Source organism: Brevibacterium zhoupengii, from assembly GCF_021117425.1.
In the GTDB taxonomy this organism is placed as follows: Bacteria; Actinomycetota; Actinomycetes; order Actinomycetales; family Brevibacteriaceae; genus Brevibacterium; species Brevibacterium zhoupengii.
In genome coordinates this window covers 3423866-3437745 of sequence record NZ_CP088298.1, presented here as the reverse complement: position 1 = coordinate 3437745, position 13880 = coordinate 3423866, and the positions used below count along the sequence as shown (strand labels likewise).

The following is a 13880-nucleotide window of genomic DNA, read 5'->3' as shown; positions in this document are numbered from 1 at the left end:
AAGTTCTAGACGCGAAATATGCAGAAGACGGATACCGAAACTGCCGCTCAACCGAAAGCGGACAGTCAAAGAAGCAGAGCAGGATTCCGAGCTGATATCCAGGGTCTTCGGGCCTTAGCCGTCGGAATCGTACTGCTCTATCACCTTTGGCCGAACCGTTTCACAGGTGGGTTCATCGGCGTGGACGTCTTCTTCGTCATCTCCGGATTCCTCATCACCAGCCACCTCATCAAATCTCCGCCCAAGAGCTGGAAAGATGTAGCGAGTTTCTGGGCCCGGCGCATCCGCCGCCTGCTGCCAGCGTCATTGCTTGTTCTTTTCGTCGTCGGCATAGCCACGTACCTGGTGGCGCCACAGTCAGTTTGGGTCGATACCGGACGACAGATCTTCTCTGCCGCCTTCTACGTGGTCAACTGGGACTTCGCGACTTCAAGCGTCGACTATCTCGCGGCCGACAACGCTCCGTCTCCGGTTCAGCATTTTTGGTCCTTGTCCGTCGAAGAACAGTTCTACTTCATCTGGCCTGTGATCATCGGGCTCGCATTCCTCATCGGAACGAAGGCCAAGCACTCCAAAGCTGTAGTCGGTTTCACCGTCGTCGGGATCTTCGTCGCTTCGTTGGTGTTCTCCGTGTGGTACACGATTGCGCAGCCGGCAATGGCTTACTTCATCACGCCCACCCGCATGTGGGAGCTGGCCACTGGCGGCCTCGTCGCGGTCTTCGTCATCTACGTACGTCCGAAGCGGCTTCCGTTCAGCTCGCTGATCGGGTGGATCGGGTTCCTCGGTATCATCGTAGGTACGTTCATCATTCGGCCGGACATGCCCTTCCCCGGCTATATAGCGCTCCTGCCCGTGGTTTCGACAGCGCTAGTCATCCTGGCGGATTCTCGCGGACGATCCTCCCTCTTGCCCGTGCTGTCTTTGCGTCCAATACAGTTCTTGGGCGATATCTCCTACTCCGTCTATCTCTGGCACTGGCCACTCATCGTGCTCGTCCCATATCTTTCGGCACAGGTAGGAACAACCGAGAACCTGGGACGCCTCGACAAAGCTGTGATTATCCTCGTGTCGATTGCGGTGGCGTGGGCGTCGACCACATGGGTGGAGAATCGCTTTCGGAAGACGACTCTGCTCGGCGGCCAGAAGAGGACTTTCGGGTTTGCAATCATCGCCATGGTGCTTGTCGGTGCTCTCGGACTGAGCCAGATGTGGGTGTCCGACAAAATCGTCGAGCAGAACAAGGACGACCTCCAGATCGCCTTGGACGACCCTGACTCCTGTCTGGGGGCAGCGTCACTGCTCCCAAGCGCCAAAGACAATCCGAAATGCGACGACACTGAATCGCTGCTGATGGAACCGGCCGCAGCGAAGAACGACAAGTCCAAGGCCTACTCTGATGGGTGCTGGGCAAGCGAACCGTACACGGACCGTCCAGAATGCACATATGGGCACGGCAAGAAGAAGGTCGCTTTAGTCGGGAACTCCCACGCCGGACATTGGCTGCCGACATTGGAGAGATTGGCCGAAAAGAACGATTGGACCATCACCACGTTCCTAGCCTCGAACTGCAGCATCTCCACCTTGCCGCAGGACCTGGGCACGCCCGAGGGCATCAAAGGCTGCCAAGACTATTCAGACTGGGTCGTCGACCGCACAACCTCCGGAGGATTCGATGCGGTAATCACCTCTGAGCGCCAGTCGACCCCTCTCAACGGAAAGTCGTGGGAAGAAACTGAGAAACAGGCTCCGGAGGGTCACAAGGAGATCCTGCAGAGCTGGACCGACGCGAAACTGGACGTCGTGGTCGTTAGAGACACTCCTTATCCCGGAGGAGCAGATATCCAGGTTCCAGATTGTGTAGCCAATCATGAAGACGACCTTGAGCAGTGCTCAGGGACTCCGAAGTCATGGCATTGGATGGACCCTCTGGCTGCCTCCGCCAGATCACTGGATTCGGAGAATCTGTCCGTTATCTATCCAGAGGACTGGTTCTGTCCCGACGGCACGTGCGAACCAGTCATCGGGGGAGTCATCACCTATTTCGACACCGCGCACATCACTGCGACATATGCCAAGACCCTGGCGCCGCAGTTCGACTACAGGCTTCGACATACTGGTTTGGAGACGTTTGACTGACTCCAGGACAGGGGCCGCATTCTCGATGCAGCCAGCAAACTGACACTCAACGACAGACTTTCATCGTTACAATCAGCGAATCACCCAAACTTCTGCAAAGGACTAGGCGAGTGAGCAAACAGGCAAACGCAAAGGACAAATTCATCGGCAAAGGGCGAGAGCTGGTGAAGCCCGTCGTCCACGGTATTGCCCGCCGTGCTCTGCCTGTCGTGGAACGAGCTTCGGGAACGAAGTATGTTCGTGAGCGTGGTGCCACGGGAACCGCGGAATCACCGAGTTCGGCAAAGGGCGCAAAGAAGATCGCTCTCGAGACCGCTCGGTCCTACCGTAATCTGGCCTCGGCGCTCAAAGGCCGTACAGCTGGAGACATCGACGGATGGACCGTAGCGCCGGCGAAGAAGGAAGTCGACGCCAAGCTTCGTGAGATTGCACGACTCAATGCGGACTCGATTCTCGCTGAGTCCCTGATCAGCGGATCATCGCTGGGAGCCTCGATGGTCGAAGCCGGCAGAGCGCTGGTCGAGGCGGGACTCCATGGCGAAGCGGTATCGATCGGTCTCAACTTGCGGCGACGACCTGAGCATCAGCAGATCGGCCGTGTTCTGCTGGGTATGGCGTATCATCGTGCCTCGAATCCGGAGGCGGCCTGGAACGAGTTCGAACGCATCGACGATCGAGAGCTCATCACTGCAGCCGCGCTTGAGTATTACCCGACCGCAATTGACACCCTCGGAAACGAGGCTCTTCCTCTCATCGAACGGTCGAACCAGATGGGCGATACAGAGAAATGGAATTCCAAGGCTGTGCTGCGGACCGCGGAATCAGCATTCTGCATCGATGCCTTCGCACATGTCCGCACGTTGTTGGACAGCCGACTTGCCTGGGGCGAGGACAAGCTCAGCGAAGCAGTCAAGTACGAGCTCATGCGAATGCGCGAATGGCTTCCCGGAGGTGTTCACCTGCAGCCGCTGCCGACGACGCCGGGCAAAAGGAACTTCGGAGTTCTCAGCTACGACCAGCCGGGAATCCGCTCGCGAAACATCGGCGACTACATTCAGACACTTGCGTCGATCGGTCATCTTCTCAGGTACGAGAACCTCAGCTTCACGGGAGACACAGGGCTCACCGACCTCTTCGCGAAGCTGCGCAATTCCGTGAAGCAGGAACGGAAGTACGCCGGCCCCGAAGCTGAGCTCAACCTTGTCGAGGTCTACCGGGACGGCAACGTCTACCAGGACATCCCAGAAGACACCTGGTACATCGCCTTCGGCTGGTATATGCACGATATCTTCGGCAAGTCCTTCAATATTCCGTTCCATCCGAATCTGCGGCCGATTCTTCTCTCAGTATTCGTGCGGTACCCGGAGATGCTGACTCCCGATGCCATCGCCTACCTGAAGAAGTACGGGCCAGTCGGCTGCCGCGACTGGCAATCAGTGGCTGTGTTGCGAGCCGTCGGTGTCCCGGCATTCTTCTCCGGTTGCCTGACGACGACCGTCGATACACTCTTCCCCGCCAGAGACCGTGATAAGCGTTCAGGGACTCTTCGTGTCGACTGGATGAAGGGCGGCAAGGGACCGTCGAGAAAACAGACTGTAACCGCGATCAGGGACAAATCCTTCCCCGAGAATCTCGAGTTGGCACGAAGCTGGGTTTCCGACTATGCCTACAAGTACTCCCGAGTCCTGACTTCACGGCTACATGCCAATCTTCCTGCGCGATCAGTGGGGGCCGCCGTTGAATTCGAGCCCAAGAACAAATCCGACTCTCGATTCGGGGGACTGTACGGCATCAACGATGCCGAATTCGATACCATTCGCACAGGCATCCTGGACAAACTGGCCATCATCATTCCGCTCATCGCCGAAGGCGCGTCGGAAGACGAGATCTATGCCAAATGGATCGAGATCACCGAAGACGATATGGCGGCAGCAGACAAGTACCTGGCGGAGTCCACTCTTCCCGATGTGTCGAGCGCCGAGCTCGGTTCGGCAGCGAGCGCAACGAACAAGCCGCAGCCGGAGTCTGGAACAACGGATGTCTACCTGTCCGTGAACAAGGGTGAAGAGACCTTGGTAGAGACGGCGGCGAAGTCCATCGACGAGAACTCGTCCAGTCGGTATCGTCTGTGGCTGGCGTCAGGTGCTCTCGATGCTGAGCGTGTCTCCGAGATCGGAGCGACTCTCTCCAACGGTACTCTTCATGTCCTCGGTGCTGTCGCCTACCCTGGAATCACTGCTCGAGAGGACCTGACTCAGGCATTGTTGCCTGTCCTCTTCGCAGATCACGATCGTCTCGTGGTGCTTCCGGCCGCAGCCGAGATCTCGGCGGATGTCGCAGAACTCAGCAGGACTAACCTGGGCTCGTCCATGTTGGGCGCGAAACAGGATGTGAGGAAGACGCGCACCAGCGGCCTCACTCTCATGCGACGCATAGCCAGCGCGTTTCAAGACGACCATGTGGGGGCTTTGGACTTCGTCTTTGCCAGCCACAGCACATTGAACGAAGACTTCGTCGTGTTCGATCCTCAGATCGCGGTACTCGACCTGGCCCGTCTGCGAAACGAAGGTGTGCCAGAGCGTGTCGTCGGACTGCTGAAGACTGTGGGCATCAATTACGTCGACTCACTTCAAGTAGCGGTGGGCGGACGTTATGCCGAGCTCGACGCTGACTGGAACGTCCGTGCTCACTGGGAGACTTCGGACAGCCCCCGGATCGTCAACTGGCGGGGTCAGACTCGTCACCTCAGTCATATGGCATTGCCGGCATGAGATACGCAGAAGTAGATGTTGCGATGAGCGATGGAGGAGGACACAAATGAGTCTCGTCTCCCGACTGTTCCGCTCCGCGCCGGACGCTGAGCTGTCCGCAGTGCCCGAAGGCCCAGTTGCCCCAGGCACAGACGCTGTTCACGTATTCAACGCGACGTGGGGAATTCCTGAGTCGATCGGAGGAATGACGACTGCGGCTCTGCGGCGGATCCGAAGCTTTCAAAGTTTCGGTCGACCTCTGTCGCAGACTTTGCTGACGCTCAGCCCGCGCATGTACGTCGACGAAGTCCGGAAGCGGCTGCTGGCAGAGGGTCGGATCACCGAGGATCTTCGTCTGGTCAACATCTGGCAAGATCTGCGCGACAGGTCTGACGCCCAGTTCGCCGAACTCAAGGGCGTGACACCGGTCGACCCAGTCCCGGAGGAAGACGGAGAAGTCGAGAGCATCACCGATTTCTACGATGTTTTCCGCAAACCGAGTACAGGCCGGATCATTCGACGAAACTACCTGAGGAACGATGGCAGTCTGCTTTTGGCCGATGTACAGGATCCGAAAATCGGCCGTCGCTTTGTTCTCCACTCGTCGACAGGGGAGCCTATAGCCGAATGGCGTCGCCCACGGGACTTCTACAATGCATGGATTGAAGCCATGGTCACAGAGAAGCCTGCTGTGCTCATCGTTGACGACAAGAAGATCAGCGAATTCGTCCACGAGATCTCAGACAGAACTTTTGCCCTCATACTGTTTATGCACGGCTCTCACCTTCGCCAGCCGTGGCACGGTGCTCACGGTGAGTTTCTCTCGCGGCGGGTCGAGACTATGCGCAATTTCGATCGATTCGACATCGTCGGGGTTCAAACCCGGCAGCAGGCCGAGGCAATCACTGCACGGGGGATCTCCGGTACGAATATCAAGCTCCTTACCGGCGAGCTTCCGCCCGCTGCCGTTGTGTCAGAGGCCCCTGTCGATCGACCGAGGAACAACATCGTGATGATCGCGAATCTCGTTGCTCTCAAGCGCGTGGACCACGTAGTCAGAGCAGTGTCTCAATTGAAGAACAGGGGAGTGGACGTCACTCTCACCGTCCTCGGAGAAGGTGCTGAGCGCCAGCGTCTGGAGAAGCTAGTCGAAGACCTCGAGGTCAGCGATCGAATCCAGCTTCCCGGATACGTCAACGACGTGCCAGCGCGACTGCAGTCGGCTTCAATATCGGTTCTGACCAGTACCAGTGAAGGACTCCCTCTGGCACTGATGGAGTCGATGGGGGCCGGTTGCGTGCCCATCGTCTACGACATCACCTACGGGCCACGGGACCTGGTTGACCAGGACCAGAACGGCTACATCACTCCGTTCGGCGAAATTGACGCTCTGGCTGATCAGATTGGGGCCTTCCTCGAGCTTGAACCGGATCGGGTTGCATCGATGCGGGCGGCAGCGGTGGACACCGTCGAACGGTACCTTCCGGAGGCGGGATACCGCCGTTGGCAGAAGGTTCTGGAAGAGATGAGGCCCGCGCCTCTGCCCACCGTTGATGCTCGAGAGACCGGTAGGGGTATCGACGCCAAACAGGTGCACGTTTCGCCATCCCAGCACGGCACTCGAGTTGAGATCGAGGTCAACCAGCTTGATGAGTCGACTGCGGAGGCAGTTCAGCTCGTCCTCTCGGGCCGAAAGCTCAACTCCTACGTTCTCTGCAGCGGTCCTAGGATCGAATCGCGGAAGTTCGGCAGAGGAACTGTCCTCACCTTCACCGTCGACGATGAGAAGTTCTCGGAGTCTGTAGGCGAGACCTTTGATGTTTACCTGCGGCGCCCTCGTGATCCGTGGAATGCAAAGCGCAGAATCAGCACTCCGAAGGCATTCAACTCGGCGGTCTCAGGAAGTCGCGAATGGTACTCGACGAAACACGGCAATCTCTCGGTTCGCCCCAGAGCATGAGCTGAGGCGAACCCAGAGCATGAGCTGAGGCGACCCGAGAGGGGACTATTCGTCGTTTGCCTCAGCGTTGGTGCTCTTCTCGAAGTGGAAGTTCTCCATTGCCGAAGTCCTCTGCGCAATCAATTCGCTGATCGTCTTCGTGAAGAGTACGGTTGATGTGCCCTTCTCGCCTTCTCCGAAATAGTAGCGCCGCAGCTTTTGGCGCGACTCTTCCGAAGAATCGTCGGTCAGCATCTTCTGCAAAAGCGCACCCGTCTCGCCGACCGTCGAACCATCGATGATCGGAGTGGCCAAGCTGATCGGTGCTTCCTCATTGAGCCTGCCGATATCGTCGCGGCGATCGGTCAGGATCAAAGACTTGTCTGGCTGCAGATAGAGGAAGTCGAGGCCGACACTGGAGATATCGGTGACGAGAAGGTCAACAGAGTCGAACATCGCGAGGATGTCGCCTTCCATGAGGACCTGATGCTGTTGAGCTTCGTCTGCAATCGATTCGTTTGCGCCTTCGATGAGCTCGATAATACGCGCGTTCGACTCCGCCATAGCAGTGTTTTTCGACGTTCCTACGCGAGGGTGCGGCTTGTAGATGACACGGGTGTGATCGAGGCTCAATGCAGCTTCGATGATCTGCGGGCCGAAGAGGTCGACCGAGGTGTAGTTGTTGGCATCGTTCTCACCTTCCCACGTCGGCGCGTACATAATCGTTGTCAACGATGAAGATTCCAATTCTGATGGCCGGTCAATATCCAATTGAGGTCGGCCGACCTTCACCAGAACTGACTCGTCGAAATCGACTAGCGACTTTCGATGCCGGTTTATTGCAGCATCGCCGGCGACGAAGACTCTGTCGTACGATTTTGCCTGGTTGGAGACCATACTCAGTTTGTCTGATTCGCCATGATTGACATGCACATGCACCATCGGTGCGAAGCCGAGCGACTGGAAGTTCGTCATGCCGTTGTTGACGTACAGTGCTAGCTTGAAATCGTTGGCGTGGTAGAAGGTGTGGAGTGGATCAAACCTGCGTTTGAGCACCATCGGCAGCCGTGTTCGCTCACGTGCGTCAAGCAGGGCGGAAGGTTTGCGGAACACGAGGACGACCTTGTGGACTCTGTGGAGCTGTTCGAGCACGGGAAGCCATTGATCGAGCTGATAGAACTTAGGTCGGCGATCCCCGAAGTAGACGACGACCTCAGCCTTGACATAGCTTCCGTCGTATTCGTCCTCGAGCTGTTTCCAACGCTCGGTGCCCCTGATCCATTTGCTGGTGTTCTTCCAAGCAGATGATCGCACAGCGGCCAACGCTGTCTTGCGAACCAGATTCTTCACAATGGACCCTTCTAGTCTCAGTGCCTGTTATTCCGACTTGCTTCTCCACAGGTGCCAACGATGTCACCGATAACAGTGCGGGCCAAATTCTAGTAGATATGTGCTGTGGGGAGCTCAATCATTTTGACGAAGACCGGTGTAACAAAAGAGGACCGGAATTGCTAGGGGCTATCGCACCTTCGTCGCCGGCTTCATCCGGTCCTGGTCGCCATGCAAGTAGTCCGGATAGCCACGTGTTCCACGCAGCTTCACGCCATCGAGCGAGCTGTGTCCATTCTAAGAGCACGGCGGAATTCCAACCTCTAATTGACCTGCGGCGACTCGGTAGCGGATTCAAGGTGTGGCGAGTCGTAGCGGATGCTCAGACTGCCGAACTTAGTCGAATACAGCTCCGCCCATGCGAACTTGGTGGGCTCGAGTGCTTGAGCCCCTTTGATACGCAGCCGGCAAGGTTGTCCGTCTGTACGCAAGTCGATCCAAAGGTCAACGAAGCCACGGTCGATAGAAGCAAAATCGTCAGCAAGGGCTGACGCAGTGATCATAAATTGACCTTCGACCTCCTCGCCGTGTGCGGGCAGACGACCGAATCGTTTGCCATTCCTTTCGGTCCAAGTCAGCAACGACCACGTTGGATTTTTCGCGGCATCTCCAGTGATCTTCACGGTTAGCTGCATTTCGTTTCCATCGACGACTAGGTCGACCAGTTGCGCCTTGCCTTCAACTTGTCGGGGTGGGACCTTATTGTCCACTGCCTGGTTGAGCATCCTTCCCCACATTCGGGTGATCTTCTCCGGCGAGAAGTCCTGAGCTCGCTTAATGGCTGCTTTGCGGATTTGAAGGAGCTCAGGCTCGGCCATGGAGTGAAGGTCTCCGATGCACTTGGCCATGGCATCGACATCTCCGGGCGATACGAGGAAGCCATTGACACCGTGGGTGATGATGTCTGCTGGCCCGTATTTGATGTCGTACGCGATTGGAATGCAACCTACCGCCATACTTTCGAGTAAAACTAGCGGTTGCCCTTCATACTCGCTGGTGAGGAGAGTGAATGATGATTCTTCAAATTTGCTCTTCGCTCTCGGATCGAATCCGCGAAGCCGGATGGTGTCGCCCACCCCGATCTCAGCGATGAGCGCTTCCAAGGACTCCTGAGCTTCGTCTGCGACCCCATAGATGTCGAACGTGGCATCTACACCAGTTTGCTGCGCCTTGTGAACGGCAGTGATCGCGTGATCGATGCGTTTGAGGAAAGTCGTGCGCGCGAGCATGACTCCGGCACCTGGTTTGCGAGGTTTGATCCGTTTGATCGGTTCGGCGGTGGTCATGTTTGGCAGAACCGACGCATTGTCCATCACGTAATTGAGGTCGGAGAGGTCGGACCGCTGTGACTCGGTGAGTACTGCCAGGTGATCGAATCGGTCAACATTCTTCAGCGCAGGAGTATATGTCCACCCCAACCTGTGTGTGCGCTTGGTGGGATCTGCCGAGTGCTTGCTGTGAATGGTTTGAACGAGGACAACGTTTGCGCGTTGGTACTTGTGTAGATACCGTGCCAACGGGGGGCCGTCGTTGATGATGATCGCGGGCTCGGTACCGATCAGCCAGTCCATCCATGCAAAATAGAGCTCGTACTGTTCAGCCCATTGCGCAATTGGACGACCTCGCAGGTCGAAGAGCACGGAACTCTTCTTGGTATCCAGGTCGCCCGGTCGATAGCTGTTGTAGCGAGTGCCGTCCTCCCTGAATCGGTCAGCACGGATCGTCTTTCCGGCGGAATCGACCTCTAGGATCTCCGGCGATCCGTCATATGCAGGCAGCTGTGTCGGGTCGACGGTGATCGACTGGGAGTTGTTCCCTGCTATCTGCAACAAGTCGTGCGCGTCAGCGTGACGGAGATCCGCCCACACATTTCTGATCGCCACGCGATTCCCGATACGGCCCTCCTCGCGCAACCGCTCCGTCAGTGCTTGAGTGTCAACACCATTCTTGGGAGAAAGCGTGAGAATCTCGACATGTCTCTCATCGAGCTCAGCAATCGCATTAGCTCTCTGCAGGCACACACTCGTTCTGCCACCGAACGTCTCTGGGATTCCCCCGATGAGCCCGTAGATGGAAGCCTTGGGGAAGTGAGGGTTTCGTTTGAGCATGGGTTCCTCCAGTGCAGAATCCAACGGCAGTGCTAGTCCGCGAGGAGACTATCGATGACTCGAGCCGCCGCATGACCGTCGTCGTTGGGAGCGTACATCCGCGCGAAAATTCTCAGGCGTTCCCTGTCAGCTTCAGTGGATACAGCCGCTTTGTCGATTTCGGCAAAGAGTTCGCCCGAAGTGGTTGTCACCGGACCTGGGAGATCCGTTTCGTAGTTGAGGTAGAAACCGCGAAGGTTGTCGCGGTAATTATCCAGATCGTAAGCGAAGAAGATGATCGGCCGTTCGAGGACTGAATAGTCAAAGAATGACGATGAATAATCTGTGACGAGAATGTCACTTGCTAAGAAGAGTTCGTTGATATCTGGAAGACCACTGACGTCGATTATATTGGACTTGAGAGCTTCTGGGATAACGGGCTTGGTATTGACCAGGAAGTGCGTGCGCAAGAGAAGTGTGACGCCATTGCCGAAATGTTGGACAAACTCCTCCGGGTCGAACGGCCAGTCGAAGGCGAATCGTCCTTTGGTCGTTGGCTGGTCATCGCGGAAGGTCGGAGCATATAGCACTACCGTCTGATCACGCGGGATTGAGAGCCGGTGGCGAAGGTCGTCGCGAATCTTTTGTGTGTGTGGGCCGCGCAGCACGTCGTTTCGTGGGTAACCCAGCTCATAGACCTGTCCCTCATATGCGTATGACGATCTCATCGCCTCTGTTGCGTATGGTGAGGGAGAGACCAGTGCATTCCACTGTGCCGAAGCCTCTTTGACCCGGTCAATGTAACCAGGATCGCGTCCGTAGAAGTTGTCTTGATCGAGGAACATGCGCTTGAGCGGTGTTCCATGCCACGTTTGGATATACAGCCCCTGCTTCCGCCGGTGGATGTAGTTCGGGAAGTTGTGGTTGTTGATCCAGTATTTCGCTGTGGCAAGGTACCAGAAGAACGCGGGCGAGTGCCGTTTGACGACGGTGGTGTACTGGTCCGTCACCGGCAGCCGCTTGTGGTAGATCCATACTTTCCGGCGGGTGTCCCCGCGTCGGACCAGCTCCTCGTGAATTGCGCGGGGGCTGTCGGCGTATTGCTTACCCTGGCCCGTTTCGAAAACGATGGTTCCAGAATCTAGGGGAGCCCAACGCATCAGTTTGTACAGCCTCTTCATGACAGACAGATAGCGCTTATTGCGCCGTACGAGTCTGTACGCGGCCTGGGCGGGCTCGCTCTGGGCCAGATCCGTAATCGTTGTGCGAGGACTGACCGAGTTTTGAATTGCGTGGAAGATGCGCTCCCGACTATTGGTGTCACGATTTGTTAGGAAGCGGTCAGCTCGTTCCCGATACTTTCGATCCATTTCACCGCCCGATGCATATGCGGTCTCAATGGCGTCTAGAAGTTGGTCCTCATCTGCGACTACAGGACCGGGGAATTCCCTTTCCGGATCGGCATGTGGCTGAGCGAACCGACGAGTGTCGAACTGGTAGTAGGCAACTGGTTTGTGCAGGAACGCAAAATCGAAGGCGACGCTCGAGTAGTCAGTGATGAGCATGGAACTCTGTTTAAGGAGAAACTGGACGTCAGTTTCGCCTTGGACGACCACGCGAATTCCTGCATCACGGAAGTGCGAACTGTACTGCTGCATGTTCGGATGAAGGCAGAAGACCGGTTCGAGATTGTACTTTTCCATCAGTGATCGCAAACGGTCACTGGTCAGTAGGGAGTTCCAACGCTGGAAGTATTCCGATTCGGCAAAGTAGTCAGGATCTTGCAACCACGCTCGCCACGTCGGCATGATCATGAGCTGGCCTGGACGGACATTGACATCGTCGGCAAGCAGAGCATCGAATCTGGCGAAGCCGGTGACTGCTATCTGCTCGGGCGCGTAGCCAAAATCTTTGACGAAGAATTCCTTCTCGCGTTCAGAGCAGACAGTGATGAGGTCCACGTCGAAACCACTGATGAACTTACCGTAATTGGGCACCATCCACTTGGCAGCTGTGACGCCATGTTGGAGAAATACTGATTCGGCGTGCAAAGCTCTTTGGAAGCCAGATTCCCTCGTGGGATAGAGGAAATCCGGGTGGTGAGTTCCGATGATTTTGTCAGCGGCAAGGGCCACTTGGATATGTTCGTGCGAGCGGAAGTCTACGACATGGTCGTAGCCGTCGAGGTTCGCTCTTTCCGGCGAATTTGGTTCGATTACGTAATATGCATCGATTTCGGGATGTTCGTCACGCATGAATTTGAAGAATTGGAGTCCATTGTCCTGTGCCTTGTAGGGCAGTTCACCGATCAGCCACACTGGGCGACGTTCTGAAGGGCGGGGCGGTTTCCAGGAACGTCGGTTCGACACCAGCGTTTGCATGTATTCGTGGTCGGTCGAGTGGAAGACTTCAAGGTGCAGGGAGGGATACTTTGCCTTGAATGTGTAGTAGGGGATGATTGAGACAGTACGCGATCCGGACTTCACCGTATTGCCAGTCGTGCTGACGCGAACGAGGTAGCGGCTTGTCCCGATTCGCGCTCGCTTTGGCTTGTCTGCTAAAGCGGGATCCAGGTCCAAATACAAGTCTGCATTGTCATCGCTGATCTCGTCGACGAGTTCGTTGAAATCGAGTTCAGATGCAAAGACATAGTGGTTGAGACCGAACCGATTTGTTGAGAGCGCCTCGTTGAGCTTGAGGTCGACCTCGGAAGTTGCTCGGAACCCGGAGGTTCGGCCGCGCACTACGAGTTTGGCGCTTACATATTCAGTGCCGCGTGCGGTGATTCTCCCTTTGACCTTCAGCGTACCGTTCTCGATGATCAGGCCGTCATTGCGGACCTGCGCATAAGGCCGGTGAGGTCGATCCACTTCGATCACCACATGACCATTGCGGTTGATCAGAGGATAGTAGAAATGGTCATTCGCATGGCGGTAGTTGAAATTTGACGCCTGGGTTTGCTTGGCCCGACCCAGCCGAACTAGTGCCACTGGTACGCCGCGGTGTGATGCTTCGAGGTGAGAGCTGGGGAGAGCACCCGAGTCAATACCGTCGAACTCGAGATGCAAGCGGAGTACGAACCCGGTGTCGTCGTTTTCGGCATCTGCCTCAGCCGGTGTAGGTGAAGACCACTCCGGGAGTCGTTCGATGACATTATCGAGATTGACGCTTATCGAGCAGGTGGTCACGGGCTGAGCATCAGAGTTCCGCGATAAGGATGTCTCCAATGAGCCAAGGCGAACTAGGTTGCCATCGTGCTCAATCCAGAGTCCTGTGGGGATAACAGCTGCGTTTGGCGTGAGATCGACATGGAGGAGGTTCTGCGCATGGGTGATACTGAGCGACTGCAACCGTGATGTTGGGCGAGGCGGAGTCTGCGAACGAAGCGACATTACCTTAGAAGCCTTCGTCATTTTTCTCCGCGCGCTGCCAATTGTGGCGATTGCGCTGCGGGCGATGAGATTCCGAATCTCCAAGGGGCTTCCTCCACTATGTCGTCGTCTAACTGCAGACCTCAATGAGCTAAGTCTATGACTTCAGGCGGGGTCGCGGCGCGAGGCGTTGCCGCAGTGGGCG

The 13880-nt window shown here is 56.5% G+C and carries 7 protein-coding genes; 4 read left to right on the top strand and 3 right to left on the bottom strand.

All coding sequences use genetic code 11. The features are described from left to right. Nucleotides 1-18 precede the first annotated feature (18 nt). The 3 genes from LQ788_RS15595 (at nt 19) to LQ788_RS15585 (ending at nt 6849) form a co-directional block, all read left to right on the top strand. Nucleotides 19-2139 (top strand): acyltransferase family protein, encoded by a 2121-nt coding sequence (locus tag LQ788_RS15595; protein ID WP_231442509.1) that lies wholly within the window; start codon nt 19-21, stop codon nt 2137-2139. Between the two features lie 110 nt (nt 2140-2249). Continuing rightward, nucleotides 2250-4910 carry a polysaccharide pyruvyl transferase family protein gene (locus LQ788_RS15590; protein ID WP_231442507.1) on the top strand — a complete coding sequence of 887 codons (2661 nt, stop codon included), beginning with the start codon at nt 2250-2252 and terminating at the stop codon, nt 4908-4910. Between the two features lie 46 nt (nt 4911-4956). Next, a complete protein-coding gene (locus tag LQ788_RS15585; protein ID WP_231442505.1) occupies nt 4957-6849 on the top strand; it encodes a glycosyltransferase in 1893 nt (630 codons plus the stop codon). Nucleotides 6850-6894: 45 nt separating this feature from the next. Here the strand turns inward: LQ788_RS15585 and LQ788_RS15580 are convergent, their stop codons facing one another. Next, complete coding sequence (locus tag LQ788_RS15580; protein WP_231442503.1) at nt 6895-7941, bottom strand: CDP-glycerol glycerophosphotransferase family protein; 1047 nt, start codon at nt 7939-7941, stop codon at nt 6895-6897. A 12-nt stretch (nt 7942-7953) separates the two neighbouring features. Here LQ788_RS15580 and LQ788_RS15575 point away from each other — a divergent pair, with 12 nt between their 5' ends. After that, entirely contained in the window at nt 7954-8136 is a 183-nt protein-coding gene (locus tag LQ788_RS15575; protein WP_231442502.1) for a hypothetical protein, read from the top strand. A gap of 344 nt (nt 8137-8480) precedes the next feature. Here LQ788_RS15575 and LQ788_RS15570 read toward each other — a convergent pair whose 3' ends face one another. Both LQ788_RS15570 and LQ788_RS15565 read right to left on the bottom strand, forming a co-directional pair. Next, entirely contained in the window at nt 8481-10325 is a 1845-nt protein-coding gene (locus LQ788_RS15570) for a glycosyltransferase (protein WP_231442500.1), read from the bottom strand. Nucleotides 10326-10357: 32 nt separating this feature from the next. Further along, entirely contained in the window at nt 10358-13780 is a 3423-nt protein-coding gene (locus tag LQ788_RS15565; RefSeq protein WP_231442498.1) for a CDP-glycerol glycerophosphotransferase family protein, read from the bottom strand. Between the last annotated feature and the right edge of the window lie 100 nt (nt 13781-13880).

Bases quoted from the DNA above. Each gene is read 5' to 3' on its own strand.
- LQ788_RS15570 (WP_231442500.1), bottom strand. From the start codon at position 10,325: ATGCTCAAACGAAACCCTCACTTCCCCAAGGCTTCCATCTACGGGCTC.
- LQ788_RS15595 (WP_231442509.1), top strand. From the start codon at position 19: ATGCAGAAGACGGATACCGAAACTGCCGCTCAACCGAAAGCGGACAGT.
- LQ788_RS15585 (WP_231442505.1), top strand. From the start codon at position 4,957: ATGAGTCTCGTCTCCCGACTGTTCCGCTCCGCGCCGGACGCTGAGCTG.